General features: G+C 69.9%; 12 protein-coding genes and 2 pseudogenes. 6 read left to right on the forward strand and 8 right to left on the reverse strand.

Features of this window, described 5'->3' with window-relative positions; all coding sequences use genetic code 11:
- Positions 1-439: 439 nt before the first annotated feature.
- The 4 genes from OG570_RS32785 to OG570_RS32800 all read right to left on the reverse strand — a co-directional run bounded on the left by OG570_RS32785 (position 440) and on the right by OG570_RS32800 (position 4546).
- Positions 440-1441: an ornithine cyclodeaminase family protein gene (locus OG570_RS32785; RefSeq protein ID WP_326952922.1), complete on the reverse strand. Its 1002-nt coding sequence runs from the start codon at positions 1439-1441 to the stop codon at positions 440-442.
- Positions 1438-2337: an ABC transporter substrate-binding protein gene (locus OG570_RS32790; RefSeq protein WP_326952924.1), complete on the reverse strand. Its 900-nt coding sequence runs from the start codon at positions 2335-2337 to the stop codon at positions 1438-1440. Before OG570_RS32790 ends, OG570_RS32785 begins: the two co-directional genes overlap by 4 nt.
- A gap of 19 nt (positions 2338-2356) precedes the next feature.
- Positions 2357-3778: an MFS transporter gene (locus tag OG570_RS32795; RefSeq protein ID WP_326952925.1), complete on the reverse strand. Its 1422-nt coding sequence runs from the start codon at positions 3776-3778 to the stop codon at positions 2357-2359.
- Positions 3779-3910: 132 nt separating this feature from the next.
- The gene (locus OG570_RS32800; RefSeq protein ID WP_326952926.1) at positions 3911-4546 is read right to left on the reverse strand and encodes a GntR family transcriptional regulator; all 636 of its coding nucleotides are present in this window, start codon (positions 4544-4546) and stop codon (positions 3911-3913) included.
- Positions 4547-4888: 342 nt separating this feature from the next.
- Here OG570_RS32800 and OG570_RS32805 point away from each other — a divergent pair, with 342 nt between their 5' ends.
- Positions 4889-5092: a hypothetical protein gene (locus OG570_RS32805; protein WP_326952928.1), complete on the forward strand. Its 204-nt coding sequence runs from the start codon at positions 4889-4891 to the stop codon at positions 5090-5092.
- 1115 nt (positions 5093-6207) lie between these two features.
- On the opposite strand, the gene OG570_RS32810 is transcribed toward OG570_RS32805, so the two are convergent.
- The 3 genes from OG570_RS32810 to OG570_RS32820 all read right to left on the reverse strand — a co-directional run bounded on the left by OG570_RS32810 (position 6208) and on the right by OG570_RS32820 (position 10095).
- Positions 6208-7461 (reverse strand): sigma-70 family RNA polymerase sigma factor, encoded by a 1254-nt coding sequence (locus OG570_RS32810; RefSeq protein ID WP_326952929.1) that lies wholly within the window; start codon positions 7459-7461, stop codon positions 6208-6210.
- Positions 7462-8639: 1178 nt separating this feature from the next.
- Positions 8640-9341, reverse strand: a complete 702-nt coding sequence (locus tag OG570_RS32815; protein WP_326950086.1) for a TetR/AcrR family transcriptional regulator — start codon at positions 9339-9341, stop codon at positions 8640-8642.
- 58 nt (positions 9342-9399) lie between these two features.
- Complete coding sequence (locus OG570_RS32820; RefSeq protein ID WP_326952931.1) at positions 9400-10095, reverse strand: TetR/AcrR family transcriptional regulator; 696 nt, start codon at positions 10093-10095, stop codon at positions 9400-9402.
- Between the two features lie 109 nt (positions 10096-10204).
- On the opposite strand from OG570_RS32820, the gene OG570_RS32825 reads away from it, so the two are divergent.
- From OG570_RS32825 to OG570_RS48420, 4 genes and pseudogenes are all read left to right on the forward strand, one after another.
- Complete coding sequence (locus tag OG570_RS32825) at positions 10205-11278, forward strand: medium chain dehydrogenase/reductase family protein (protein WP_326952932.1); 1074 nt, start codon at positions 10205-10207, stop codon at positions 11276-11278.
- A 68-nt stretch (positions 11279-11346) separates the two neighbouring features.
- Complete coding sequence (locus OG570_RS32830) at positions 11347-11994, forward strand: DUF998 domain-containing protein (protein WP_326952933.1); 648 nt, start codon at positions 11347-11349, stop codon at positions 11992-11994.
- 32 nt (positions 11995-12026) lie between these two features.
- Positions 12027-12938, forward strand: a complete 912-nt coding sequence (locus OG570_RS32835) for a TIGR01777 family oxidoreductase (protein WP_326950082.1) — start codon at positions 12027-12029, stop codon at positions 12936-12938.
- Between the two features lie 96 nt (positions 12939-13034).
- Positions 13035-13472, forward strand: a pseudogene (locus OG570_RS48420) (protein kinase domain-containing protein); the annotation flags it as partial.
- A gap of 63 nt (positions 13473-13535) precedes the next feature.
- Here the strand turns inward: OG570_RS48420 and OG570_RS48425 are convergent.
- Positions 13536-13720 (reverse strand): annotated as a pseudogene (locus OG570_RS48425) (hypothetical protein); the annotation flags it as partial.
- A gap of 33 nt (positions 13721-13753) precedes the next feature.
- Between OG570_RS48425 and OG570_RS32845 the strand changes: the two are divergent.
- Positions 13754-13891, forward strand: coding sequence for a hypothetical protein (locus OG570_RS32845; RefSeq protein ID WP_326952935.1), 138 nt, complete (start codon positions 13754-13756; stop codon positions 13889-13891).
- The last annotated feature ends 53 nt before the right edge of the window (positions 13892-13944 follow it).

Here is a 13944-nt window from a genome sequence, read left to right on the forward strand (position 1 = left end):
CATGACGTCATACCGTCACCAGTACGAACACCCGAAAACCTAGGCGCAGCAAGAACACCAAGTCGAGCAACCCATGCCCCCGTCGAACGGGTTGAAACTCAAGCTAGCCGCGCCACGGTGATTCCGCGCCTATCCGCAACATCGACATGTGATCAGCTGGGTACGGTGGCACGCGCCGGTAGACCGGATCGGTGAGGTAGCGGGCCGTGTAGATCGCGCGCGTGTGGGCCGCCCGACGCCGAGAGCGAAATTCTGGGTGTGCCTGCTCAAGGGCGTGGGCGACCCGTTTCACCATGGTCACCGGGCCGGCCGGATCACGCGTGCCGGGACCAGGTACTCGCATCCCAGCCAGGACAGCAGCGTCGGGGAGTTGTGCTCAGCCGAAGGAGTGGCAGCACCAGTCTCGCGGTCGGGACGCTTTACGGCCGTTCCTCCTAATTCAGTCAGTGTGAGACCGTCGGGCGCTGTGTTCCGTCGGATACGGCTGCAGGGCTAGGGCGGCGTAGGCGAGGTCTTGCAGGGCGATGCCGACCGAGTTGAACAGGGTGATCTGCTCGTGGCCGGTCCGTCCGGGTGCCAGCCCGGCCAGTACCGCGCCGAGTTCGTGCTGGAAGTCCTCCTCGGTCGTCGCGCCGTCGCGCAGCGACAGCAGGGCTTCGCCGGACTTGCGCAGCTGGATGGCGGTGCTGTCGACGAAGACGTCCGCGCGGGCCATGCCCTCGGAGTCGATCTCCCGGTGGTCGGGCCGGGGTGGCGCGCCGACGGCGTTGACGTGCAGCCCCGGCCGGAACCACGCGCCTTCGACGACGGGGACCCGGGACGGCGTCAGGGTGCAGAGCACGTCGGCCGTTTCGACAACCTGGCGCGGCCCCGAAGCCGTGATCACGTCGAGGGCCGGAACGCCGTCCGCGTGTTCCCGCCGGAGCAGCGCGCGGCGGAACTCGGCGACCCGGTCGGCCGAGCGGGACCAGACGGCGACGGTGTCGATCGCCCGGACCGTGCGGATGGCGGCGACGTGCTCGACCGCGAGGGGCCCGGCGCCGACGAGTCCGAGTACTCGGGAATCGTTGCGGGCCAGCGTGTCCGTGGCCACGGCGCTGGCGGCCGCGGTCCGCATCCGGGTGCCGGTCCCGCCGTTCATGACGGCCAGGCGGGCGCCGGTCCGGGAGTCCAGCACCACCACGGTGGACTGCTGGGCCGGACCGTCGCCGTCCCGGTTGCCGGGTGCGTCGGTGAGGACCTTGACGACGGTCAGCCCGAGGCGGTGGGAGGTCGCCACCATCGGGAGCACGATGGTGGCGCCTGCCGTGGTGCTGATCGCCGGGACCGGCTGTTCGGCGAGCCCGAGAGCCAGGTCGACGTGCGCGGTGCGGACGGCGTCGATCAGGTCGCCGAGGTCGACGAGCCCGGCCAGGTCGTCGTCCGGCAGGACCGCGGTCACCGGTAGGCCTTCATGAAGCTGTCGTCGGCCAGGTCGTCGTAGGCCGGGACCCGGGTGAGCATCGCGCTTTCGGCGAGCATCCGCATCCACCGGTCGCTGCCCGCGGGATCGATCGCGACCGTTGCCCAGACCGCGCTCGCGGCCATCTGGGCGGTGGCGTCACGCAGGATCGCGAGGTCCTTGCCCGGCCAGCGCGCGGTGAGGATCCCGTCGATCGTCGCCGCCGGTGTCGAGGGAAGGTTCTTCATGGCCGCGTCGATGCAGCCGACGAAGCGGGTGAACCGCTCTCGCAGCTCCTCGACCCGGTCGGTGCGGCAGTAGTAGACGCTGTTGGGCATGATCCCGCCCTGGTCGAGGTTGCGGAACACGATCCGTCCCTGGCCGGTGGCTTCGAGTTCGAGTGCCGAGACGAGGTCCAGGATGATCGCGTCGCCCAGCCCGGCGCCGAACAGCTCGACCAGCATCGGTGTCGAGAGGTCCCGGACGAAGGTGACGTCGTCCGGGTCGGTGCCCGCCTCCCGGATCAGCCCGGCGGTGACCGCGTAGGGCGCGCTGCCGCCGATCCCGGGGGCGAGGACGACCTTGCCGCTCAGGTCGGCCAGGGTGAAGCCTTCGGGCGCGCCGCGGTGCACGATGGCCTTGGGGGCCTGGTGGTTGAGCTGGCAGACCACCGTCAGCGCGCGGCTGCTGCCGGCGTACATGCCGGGCGCCCACAGCCCGCCCAGCGCGAGGTCGGCCTCGCCGGAAGCCAGGTCGTCCAGCACCCCGGTCCACGGGTCGCAGGCGCGGGCGGTCACCGCCAGGCCCGCGTCGCGGAACAGGCCGGTCGTGCCGGCGAGGTACTCGGGCAGGTAGTTGAGACCGTTGGCGGTCGCGGAGATGCGCAGGGTGTCCAAGGGGTTTCTCCTTCTCGGGTCAGGCGACGGGGGCGGGGACGTCTTCGTTGATCTCTTCCAGCGTCCGGTCCCGGGTCTCGGGCGCGAACCGGGAAGCCAGGACGAGCAGGGCGTACATCACCGCGACCATGCCGAAGACCCCGGCGAGGCCGAACGCGGCGAAGAGGGCGACGGCGAGGAACGGCATGACCGCGCCGGCGATGTTGCCGATGCCGTTGACGATCGAGGTGCCGGTCGCGCGGATCGACGTCGGGTACAGCTCGGGCGACCAGACCGCGAGCGTCGTGTTGGTGATCATCGTGAAGAACTGGAACAGGGCGCCGAGAACGAGGATCAGGACCGTCGAGTCCCCGAAGGCCGCGAACGCGGCGGCGGTGACGCAGCCGAGCGCGCCCGCGCCGCCGACGGCAGAGCGCCGGCCGACCCGTCCGGCCAGCAACGCGGCGGCGCAGGCGCCGAGCAGCGACCCGACGTTCATGATCATGGTGAAGAGCAGGCTGTCCGAAATGGAGTAACCGCGCTCCACGAGCAGCGTCGGCATCAGGAAGTTGAGCGTGACCTGCGCGCCGAAGGCCATCCAGGACGCGGCGCCGATCGAGAGCGTGCGGGGCAGGACAGCGCGGGCGAACACCGCGGCGGGGGAGGACTTGAGCTGGCGAGTGGGCACGTCCGCCATGGTCAGCGGGCCGCCGACCGGCGTCGCCGCGGTGCGCTTCAGAGAGCGGGAAGCCAGGATCGCGAGCGAGTGGTTGGCGTCCTCGACGCGGCCCTTGGCGAGCAGGAACCGCGGCGTCTCCGGGAGGCGGCGCCGGTAGAGGACCACGAGCAGCGCCGGGAGCGCGAGGAACAGGAAGGTCCAGCGCCACACGAGATGGTCGCCGCCGAGTGCCGGGGCGAGCGGGCCGAGGAGCAGGAAGAACAGCCCGTAGGACAGGAAGTTGCCGACGCCGCCGGAGCCGATGTTGAGCGTCGCGACCAGCGCGCCCCGGTGCCGGGTGGCGACCATCTCGGCGAGCATCGCGATGCCGATGGTGAACTCGCCGCCCAGCCCGATGCCGACGACGAAACGGCTGGCCAGCATCATCTCGTAGTTCACGGCGGCCGCGCTGAGCAGCCCGCCGAGGGTGTAGAGCAGCAGGTTCAGCGACAGCGCCGCGCGGCGGCCGTACCGGTCGGCGAGCCATCCGCCGGCGAGCCTGCCGACCAGCCCGCCGAGCACGGTGGCGGTGTTGATCGCGGTCAGCTGGGTGTCGGTGATCCCGAGCGCGAGCTTGAGGTTCGCGCCCATCGCGCCGACGGAGTTCTGTTCGAGGGTGTCGAAGAACATCCCGGCGAGGATGAGCATGAGCACCCAGAACTGGGCGCGGCTGAAGCCGATGCGGTCGAGGTGCAGGGCGAGGGTGCCGGGGGTGGCGCGCTCCGGGGTGTGGGTCGAGGTCATGGGCTGAGCTCCCATCGGGAGAGACGGCCAAGCAACGAACCCCTGTTTTGTATACGAGACTTATTGCCGCGACGTTACCACGCGTGCCAGTGACGTGAACTAGTCGAGCTGTGGAGATCTTTTGTATACGAGTCAGTCTGACGAGATGCTCTGACGGCGGTAGATCATCTCGTCCTTGAGGATGTGCTCGCCCATCAGGTAGCCCGCCTGGACCGGGGACCCGCCGAGGATCGCGGTGGCGATCGCGGCGTGGTCGGCCCACGACGTGTCGATGCGGTCCTCGATCTCGAGCTCGAACCCCCACGAGATCCGGCGCAGCAGCTCCTCGAGCATGCGGGCCAGCTCGGCGTTGCCCGACGCGCGGGCGACCACCTCGTGGAACTCCATGATCAGCGGTGGGAGCTCATTCACGGCGCCGTCCTCGCCGGCCTGGCGCCCGCGCGCCACGACCGCCCGCAGGTGCTCGGCCTGATCCCCGCCGCGGGCATCGGCCGCGAGGGTGGCGGCGAGGACTTCCAGGCCGCGCCGGACCTGCATCAGCTCGACGACGTCGTGCTGGGACCGGGCGGAGACGGTCGCGCCCTTGTACTTCTCGGTGTTGATGAAGCCTTCGCTCTCGAGCTGGAGCAGGGCTTCGCGGATCGGGACGCGGGAGACCCCGAAGCGGGTGGCGATGGCCTCTTCCTTCAGGCGCGTCCCCGCGGCGATCGTGCCGTCGATGATCTCCGCACGCAGCACCGTCACGACCGAATTCGACTTGGCGACCACGAAACGAGGATAGGGGAACCGGTGAACTCGCGCTGCCGGTCCAGGTGCAGCGTCGTTCGTGGTCGCGTTGGCCAGGAGAAAGGTCCCGCACGAGTGATCCGGTTCGACCGCCTGAGGCGTCGACCAGGACGGGTTCGGAGTGGCCGCCGTTGGCGAGTCTGGTGTCGCCATTGGCGGGGTTGATGCGGGCCGGCAGCACGGTCGCCATGAGGCCGGGCGTGATCGCGGCGAGGGTGTGGGTGGCTGATCGAAGGTCTATGTCCACGATTCCCGATGAGCACAACGAGGAGATTCCCCCAGTTGCTGAACACAAGTGGTGGGTCAGTCCCCGAGGTGGACTGGATGGCACTCGACGAGTGTCTCCAGGACAACGAGGTCAGCGGCGCTGAGCTGTGGTTCGCCGAAATTGCACCGTCGGAAAACCCTGGCGACCCGGTCAACAAAAGTGACCTTCGCCCTTACCTTGAGGTCTCGGGCGGCGTGGTACTTCGTATGAAAGCCGCGCGGACCTCCCGCGTCATGCGCTACCTCGCCACCGTGGTCTGATCTCACCTCGCGTGAGACCCCGCACCCCACCTCCCGAGACGGTTGACCCGGCGAGCCCGCCACGGGTGCGCCGCATCGCGTCAACCGTCTCGGGAGGTGGCGCGGGTGATGCTGTCGGCCGGCAGCGCGTGCCCGTCGACACTGCCCCTCCACGCCAGTGGCGCGCCCGAAGACCAGAGGGCATGACGCTGTCGCCGGTCACAGGCACCTCCTGAGCGCGACCCGGGGAGGGACGAGTTGACGCCGAGCGCGACCGAGGTGCCGGTGACCGCGCGGTCGCGGACTGGGCACCCGGTCACTCCGCCTTGGCGGACCGGCTCGGCGCTGTCGGTGAGGACACCGACAGCGTGCGGCGGGAGGCCGCCGATCATTCGTCGCAACCACCAACTTGAGTCACGAGGCTCTCACCGGTGTTGCGCCGGCAACGTTCGCTCAGCTGGGTGGTTCCGTCTCCCCGGCACTCTCCTCGACATCCTGGGACTCGGGCTCTTTGCGTTCGGCTCCCGGTACGTCGACGTCCAAGTCGACGTCAGGGCTGCCGGGAGTGCGGGGTACGTCGGGGGTGATGGGTCCGTCGTCTGTTTCGGTCATGGAGGGGGACTACCCGAAGAGCACCTGGGGCACGCGTCAGAGACGGTAGGGGGCTGAGGACCAGGTCTTCTCAAGCCGGCAGTCGGCAGAGCCACGGCATCGCGGACGATGCCGGGTGCGGAGCCTTTCCTGGCGTCATCGGCCAGCCGGGCTCGACCGTCCGGTCGCCGGCGTCTTGACGAGCGGCTTCCGGAATCGACGCGCCCAAGAACAACGCCGAGTGGCTGGGTTCGGCTAGCACCGCGCGCGGTAATTCCAGCGCAGTGTGTGCCGTTCACCGTCCACACAGGCCAGCAGGATTGGCGGGCGGTTACTGATGGGGGACAGGATGCGGTGCAGGGCCACGGCGATGGCCCAGGAAACCCGAGGACGAGGTTGATACAAGGGGCGGCGTCCGGCCCGCCGGGGGCATCGAGCGCAGGTCGGCAAAGCCGGTCCCAGGTCTCTGGCGAAACTCACCGGCGCCGGGCGCACCTTGCTCGGGAGTGGCTACCGCCGAGGACGAGTTCCGCCATGGGGCCGGGTCATCCCTGCGGTTGCTTGGGCTTCTCCGCCTTTTTCGATTCTTTCGCAGCCTGCTTTGACTCTTTCGCAGCCTGCTTTGCTGCCCGCTTCGCTGCTTGCTTGTCCGTCGCGGCTGTCCCACCGGCGCTGGTGGTCCCGGTCTGTTGCCCTGCCGCCGCGTCGCCCACGGACGACGACTCCGGCGTGGGCGGCACCGAGGTGAGCTGCGCTTCCGACGAGGACCGCCGTTCACCGCCGGCCGGTACGTCCACCGCGGGCCGCGTTCCCACCGGTTGCGAGGTCGAGCCTTCGGCACCAGTCGCCGGAGGCGCGGGCGCGATGTCGGACGTGCTCGCGCCGATCGCGACCGTCGTGACGAGCGCTGCGCTCGCGGCCGCCATCTTCGTCGCCGTGGCCCACGAAAGCGCGGAGGCCCCGGTGCTCGCGGCCGCTCCGGACGAGGCGACGGAGCCGGAAGCCGTCAGCCAGTGCGTTACGACCGGGATACCCAAGATGAGCGGCGCGACGGCGACGGGCAGTTCCTGATTGAGCTCCCGGAGGCCGGCGGCCAGCTTCCGGCAGTCCGGGCAGCGATCCAGATGGGTCGTGATCCGGTGCGCCTTGCGGTCGCCGACGGCGTCGCGCACCCAGCGGGCGAGCTGGCCGGAGACGACCCGGCAGGTGCGCCGCCGCACCTCGGGGAGGTGCTGGCCCAGGTACGCCTGCCGCAGTCCTTCCCGGGCGCGGTAGGCCAGCGCGGCGACGCCGTTGGGCGTCATCCCGAATTCTTCGGCGATCTTGGCCAGCGACTCGCCCTCGATCTCGGTCCGCCACAGCACCGCCCGCCACCGTTCCGGCAAGCTCGCGAACGCCCCCGCGGCGACGGTGCCGTGCATCCGGCTGTCCACCGGCTCGTCACTGCCTTCGCTCGGCAGAACGTCCGGCACCTCGGCGACCAGCGAGAGCACGGAGTCGCGCCGCCGCCAGCTGATCAGCGTGTTCCGGATGGTCGTGAGCAGATACGACCGGAATTCCTCGTCCGGGCCCTCTCCCGACCGCAGGATCCGCAGCACGCGGGTGAATCCTTCGGCGACGAGGTCGTCCCGCTCCGCCTCGCCCGACGCGATCGTGGCCGCCACCCGGCGGGCCGCGACCAGGTGCCGGTCATACAGCCGGCCGTACGCGGCGTTGTCCCCGCCGCGCACCGCCCGGATCAAGACCGCGTCACTCGGGACGTCCACCGTCCCAGCGGTCGCCGGTGCCACCTCGGTCACCCCCAGCCTCGCTCGTGCGCTTGCACGTGCACAACGATCCGCGATCGTCGTACAACGGGAGCCCTCGCGCAAGGTCTCGGCCGTGAAAGGCCCCTTTCTTCTGCGGCGAGGGCCCCTGACCCGTGTCTTGTCAGGTGACCGAGCACTCCGGCGCGGTTTCCGCCGTGTCGTTGCCCGTCGTGACCGGGCGGGTAAAGACGCAGTGCGGATGACCACCGCGCACGTGTTCGTTGGCGCGACGTCGGCGGCCGTTGTCCGGCCTGTTGGCCGCTCAGCTCATCTCGGTGCTGGGCACGTCGATGTCGGCGTTGGCGATCCCCTGGCTGGTGCTCACCTCAACTCGGTGCCCGTCGAATCTACGTACTGGGCAACGCCGCCGCAGCGTCGCGATATGCGCCATTCCGGCGCTTTACGCCGTCGACCTTGTCCCCTTGGGTGCACTCGCCGGTTTGGTGGCCGCCGCCGGCGCGGTTCGGGGCCTCGCCGACTGCGCTGGGCAGGTCCTGGTGCCCGGCACTGCAGGTCTCGGGCGATACCCCTGGAACGCGCCGCCGGGCTGCACGGCAGCGTGAGCCAGACCGGCCTGTTCGTAGGCGCCCTGGCGGCCGGGGTCTTGGTCACTGTCCTCGGCGCACCGACGGTCGTGCTCGTCGACGGCATCAGCTTCGCGCTCGCCGCCGTACTCGTCGCCCTGCTCGTCCCCGTGGCCGCTCAGCCACAACAGGCGGAACGGCAACTGCTTTCTCGTCCGCGCCGCCACTGCGCGCGGGGTCTACGAAAGCCTGCCGAAGGCCGTCCGCGGCGCCACCTGCACCTGCTGAACGCGCGTGGCCGGAAGCGGCCGGCGGCGGCGAAGTCACGGCGTGGCGGGCGGTCCGCCCGCCGTTGCCGTGTCGTAGTTGCCGCTCAAGGAGCTGTGGTCACCGGCCCCCAGCGATCGACGACGAGCACGACTGCCCGCTACAAGGGGAGCGTCGCCGCCGGGCGCTGAGCGATACCAGAGCCGCCGACCACGTCAGCGTGCCCTGGCGGCATCGAGCCCAGCAGTCGATGGCGTAGGTGCTCTACGGAACAGGCCTCGCTCGGCGCGTACACACTGTCCGGGTATACCGAAGTCGAGGACGCGAGCGGAACTTGCGCTTCACCAACTCCGTCTGCAACAGGTTCGGCGGCACGGATCAGGGAATGGTGGCCGTCAGGAAGTGGATGGCGTTGTCGATCTCCAGGTCGATCAACCGCTGCGCCTCGATGGTGCGGTTGTCGAAGATCCCGGTGAGCTCGAGACTGACGATCCCGTGGATCCGCGTCCAGATCACGATGGCGGCGGTCGCGGCGCGGGGTGCGGTGTCCGGCCGCTCCTGCGCCTGCGCCCATTGCCGCAGCTGCCCGTCGAGGGTGCGGTCACCGGTGGTGCTTTCGGCCGGTGCGGTGTCCTGGATGGCCACCAGCAGGTCGACGAGCAGGGCCATCGCCTGGTCCAGTGGAGTCTGTGCGGGTGTCTTCCCGGGCACGTCGTCAGTGCGCTCGGCGAAGAGCATTCCGTAGCGTCGTCGGTGGCTCAGTGCCCAGTCGCGGTAGGCGGCGACCAGGAGCCGTACTCGCGTGCGCGGCGCTCGCCGGGTGCCCTCGGCGGCTTGGCTCATCGCGGTGGCGAGCTGCTGGTAGGACAAGGTGACCAGGTGCGCGATCAGCGCGTCCCGTGAGGGGAAGTAGCGGTACACCGCCGGAGCGGACATCGCCATGCTGCGGGCCAGCGCGGCGATGGTCAGCGCGTGTACGCCCTCGGCGTCGATGATCGCGAACGAGGAGTCCTCGATCTCCTGGAACGTCTGGGCCCGGAGACGTTCACGCCGGTTCAGCGCCGGCGGCTGGTTGGTCATCATCGCATCGTAACGGACCGTATCTAGGTCGACGGGTAGTCCAATCTGTTATGGGTAGTCACGCTGTGGCGCCGTACCGGTGGCGCAGGCTGCCCAGCATCGCTTCGATCTCGGTCCGGTAGAGCAACGCGGTGTCGATCCCGGTGGCGGCCAGGTGCCCGCCCAGTTCGAGGCTGATCAGGCCGTGCAGCCGACTCCACCAGACCAGCCCGAAGTGCGGGATACCGGCCGGGAGGGAGCGCTGGTCGCCGCCGTTCCAGCGCCGGATCTGCTGGTCCAGTGCGGCCGGGAGCGGCAAAGCGGGTGGCTCCCCGGCTTCGGCCACGACGCCCAGGAACACGTCCATGCACCGTTGCGCGGCTGACGCGATGCGGTCGGCGGCCTGATCGCGGGCCGAGCCGTAGGTCGTCTCATAGGCCAGGTGGTAGGCGTGAGGCTGGGCCAGCGCCCAGTCACGGTAGGCGTCGGCGACCGCGCCGACCCGCGCCGAAGCGCACCTCTCCCGGGCGGAGGCGGCTTCGAGGGCATCCGCGAGGGCCAGGTGGATATCGACCGCCAGGTCGGCCAGGAGTTCGTCGCGGCCGGCGAAGTAGCGGTACAGCGCCGGCGCGGACATCGCCATGCTGCGCGCGATCGCGTTGAGCGACACCGTCTCCGCGCCACCCTCGCGCAGCTGGTCCATGGCGGCGGCCTTGATCTCGGCCACCGTCTGGAGCCGGTATCGCTCGCGCCGGGTCGGCTCCTGCTCGGGCATCGTGCAGCACCTCGTCTCATGCTATGGGTTGACGCAGTATGACATAGCAATGCATAGTTACGACCATTAACAGAGTAACTGAGCGTCGCACTACCTTCAGGAGTCAGCCATGACCGAGACGAACATCCCCATCGAGGCCACCGTGACCACCACCGAAGTGGTGCTGCCGGGCAAGGTCGACCCGTCCGGGTTCCAGGTGCTCCAGCGCTCACTGCCGGCGCCCGCGGCCGGCCAGGCCCTGATGCGCGTCGAATCCACTGCGGTTTCCTTCGCGGAGAGCGCGATGCGCCGCGGCCGCTACTACGGCCAGCCGGAATTCCCGTTCGTGCCCGGGTACGACCTCGTCGGCGTCGTCGAGGCGGTCGGCCCGGACGTGGACCGCGCCCTGATCGGCAAGCGATTCGCCGCCCTGACCAAGACCGGCGCCTGGGCCACCGCCGTCCTGCTGCCCGCCGCCGACCTGGTGCCGGTCCCCGACGGCGTGAGCGCCGACGAGGCGGAGACACTGACGGTCAACGGGCTGACCGCCTACCAGATGCTGCACCACGTCGCGAAGGTGAAAGCCGGGCAGACCGTGCTCGTGCTGGGCGTCGGCGGAGGCGTCGGCACCCTGCTCGCCCAGCTCGCCCGCCACGCGGGAGCGCGGGTGATCGGCACGGCGAGCCCCCGTCACCACGAGGCCCTGCGTGAACTGGGTGTCGAGCCGGTCGACTACCGGGATCCCGACGTGTCCGCCCGGATCCGCGAACTCGCTCCCGACGGTGTGGACGCCGTGTTCGACCACCTCGGCGGGGCGAGCATCTCCCGCTCCTACCGATTGCTCAACAGCACCGGGACCCTCATCTGTTACAGCATCGCGAGCAAGCTCGACGACAGTACTCCCGTGTTGCTCAGCTTCCTGCACGTGCTGACAAAACTGACGTTCTGGAACTACCTGCCCACCCGCAAGCACGCGAGCTTCTTCGACGTGTGGGCGGGCGCGGGCAAGCCGGACTCGGCGAAGCGCGAGGCGTTCCGCGTCCGGATCCGCACCGATCTCACCCAAGTCTTCGGGCTTCTGCGCGACGGGGTGCTCACCGCGAAGATCGCCGCCCGCTATCCGCTCACCGAAGTGGCGACGGCCATGGAACTCTCCGAGTCCTCCGGCCGGACCACCCTCGGCAAGATCGTCCTCGTGCCGTGAAAGAGCCCGTAGTCACCCGGCAGCGGACCAGGACGTCAGCGGCGCCGGCGGGGGTTGCCGTCACGCTCGTGCTCAGTGCGCTGGTGTACGCGATCAGCGAGACCGTCACCGCTCGCGCCTGGTCGACACCGGTCTACAGCTACAGCGCGAACTACATCAGCGACTTGGGAAACCCGCAATGTGCTCTGTACGACGGGCGGACAGTCTGTTCTCCGTTGCACGCACTGATGAACTGGGGGTTCGTCGCCCAGGGACTGCTGCTGGCCTGTGCCGTGCTGCTGGTCGGCCGGGTGGTTCGGGGCCGGACGCGAGCGGTGGTGCTCGGCATCGGCGCGGCGACCACCGCGGGCTTCGTGCTGACCGGAGCCACGCACAGTTCCCCCGATGCGGTGGCGCAGGGCACGTTGTGGCTGCACTACGCGGGCGCGACGATGGCGATCCTCGGCGGCAACGTGCTGGCGATCGTCCTCAGCCGTCAATGGCGCCAGCTGAGGATCCCCAGGGCCGTCGGCGTGGCGGGCGTCGTGCTGGGTGCCGCGGGCATCGTTGCCGCCTTGACGTGGTTGGCGACGTTCGGTGTGGTTCCACCAGGCATCCCGGAACGGACCGCCGTGTACGCCTTCGTGCTGTGGCAGCTCCTGGTCGGCGGGTTTCTCCTGCACGTCACCCAACCGTTTCGCGCCCTGCTCTCCCGGCCATCGCGTGCTGACAGCTGACCTTTCCCCTCACCCGCAAGGAATCCAGTGCCATGAAGATCATCGTGTCCGGCGCGTCCGGTCTCATCGGCGGCCGGCTCGTCGCGCGCCTGCGAGCGCGCGGCGACGACGTGACGACGCTTTCCCGTTCCGCGAGCACCGTCCCGTCCGTGTCACAGTGGGATCCGCTTTCCGGACCCGCCTCGATCGAGGCGCTCGCCGGCCGGGACGCCGTCGTCCACCTGGCGGGCGAACCCCTCGGCCAGCGCCTGACCGACGAGGTCAAGGACCGTGTCCGGCGCTCGCGCGTGTCCGGCACCCGCAACCTGGTCGAAGGCCTGCGGGCCACTCCCGAATCGGAACGGCCCCGGGTCCTCGTCTCCAGCTCGGGCGTCGCCTACTACGGTCCGCGCGGCGATGAGGAGGTCACCGAGGAGGCGCCGCCGGGGGAGACGTTCCTCTCGAAGGTTTCCCTCGAGTGGGAGCGCGAAGCGGCCAAGGCGGCCGAGTTCGGTGTCCGCGTGGTGAGGATGCGCACCGGTGTCGTCCTCGACGCCTCGGGCGGGACCCTGAAGTCACTGCTCGCGACCTACCGCGCCGGTTTGGGTGGGCCGATCGCGGGAGGTGCGTTCGCTGTGCCGTGGATCCACCTCGACGACATCGTGGGGTTGTACATCAAGGCGATCGACGACGCGTCGTGGAGCGGCGCCTACAACGGCACGGCACCCGAACCGGTCACCCAGCGGGAGTTCTCGAAGGCGCTGGGACGGGCACTGCACCGGCCCGCCGTGGTGCCGATGCCCGGATTCGCGCTCAGGATGGCGCTCGGCGAGATGGCGGACATGGTGACCACGGGCCAGCGCGCCGTTCCCCGCCGGGCACTCGATGGCGGTTACGTCTACGCGTACCCGCAGTTGGACGCGGCGTTGACGGCGGCGTTGAACCCTCCGAAGGAAAAGTCATGACGACTGCCGCGCTTCAGACGTCATCGACCCCTTCTCGACAAGCGCACGAAGGCGGCGTTCGACCGCGAGCAGGCGGCGGTGCGGCACATCCCGTCGGTGCTGGCGATCGACGCGGTCGAGACCCGCTCGGACGGCAGCCAGGTGCTGCGGCGTGAGCAGTGCCCGCAGTCGCTGGCCGAGCTGGTCACCCGCGGCGGTCCGCTGTCCGCGGCGGACGCGGTCGTCCTGGGCCGGACGCTGGCGACGGCGCTGGCCGGCATGCATAAGGCGGGCGTCGTCCACGGCGGTGTGAGCCCGCACAACGTGCTGTTCCGCGCTTCGGGCGAGCCGGTCCTGGTCGACGGTGGCCTGGTGCTGCGGCACACGTTCCCCCGTGATCCGTTGCACGCCATCGAGTTCCGCGCGCCCGAGGCGGCGCGCACGGAAGTGTTCGACGAGGCGAACGACATGTACGGCCTGGGCGCGGTGGTGCACTTCGCGCTGACGGGCGGTTCGCCGCACCCGGGCAAGCTGGGGGAGCGGCAGGGCGAGCGGGTGCTGCGGGTGCTGCGCGAGCCGGTTCCGGCGATCCACCGCGAGGACGCCCCGGTGGCCGTTCGCGAGTCCGAGGCACAGCGCGACGCCGCCGGTGCCGGCGGGGCCGGGTTCGAGGGTGGCGTGGGCGAGGCTGGCGTTGATGTCAGGTTCGCGGATGTGGACGCCGTGGCGGCGGGCGTCGGCGACCGGAGACTGCGAGCTGTAGATGCCCATCGGCCGGCGCGCAGCAGCCCGGCGCAGAACGCGGTCAGGGTTTCCATGGCGGACAGGGGATGGCCGTGACGGGCATGGAAGCCGATTTGACGTACGGCGTGCGCCAGTATCTGGTCGACGGTGACGTCACCAGCCGCGACGTCACCGTGGGGAAATGGCGGTGGTCAGCCCGCGGCACTGCCCGCCGACCGCAGTTTGGTTGATGTCGCACCGCGAAGGCCGGGTCGACCGTCTGCGCCTGTTCCTTTCGGCGAAC

The organism is Amycolatopsis sp. NBC_01286 (assembly GCF_035982555.1).
Taxonomy (GTDB): Bacteria; Actinomycetota; Actinomycetes; order Mycobacteriales; family Pseudonocardiaceae; genus Amycolatopsis.

Coding starts and splice junctions, on each gene's coding strand:
- OG570_RS32795 (WP_326952925.1), bottom strand. CDS start 3,778: ATGACCTCGACCCACACCCCGGAGCGCGCCACCCCCGGCACCCTCGCC.
- OG570_RS32815 (WP_326950086.1), bottom strand. CDS start 9,341: ATGACCAACCAGCCGCCGGCGCTGAACCGGCGTGAACGTCTCCGGGCC.
- OG570_RS32805 (WP_326952928.1), top strand. CDS start 4,889: ATGGCACTCGACGAGTGTCTCCAGGACAACGAGGTCAGCGGCGCTGAG.
- OG570_RS32825 (WP_326952932.1), top strand. CDS start 10,205: ATGACCGAGACGAACATCCCCATCGAGGCCACCGTGACCACCACCGAA.
- OG570_RS32820 (WP_326952931.1), bottom strand. CDS start 10,095: ATGCCCGAGCAGGAGCCGACCCGGCGCGAGCGATACCGGCTCCAGACG.
- OG570_RS32835 (WP_326950082.1), top strand. CDS start 12,027: ATGAAGATCATCGTGTCCGGCGCGTCCGGTCTCATCGGCGGCCGGCTC.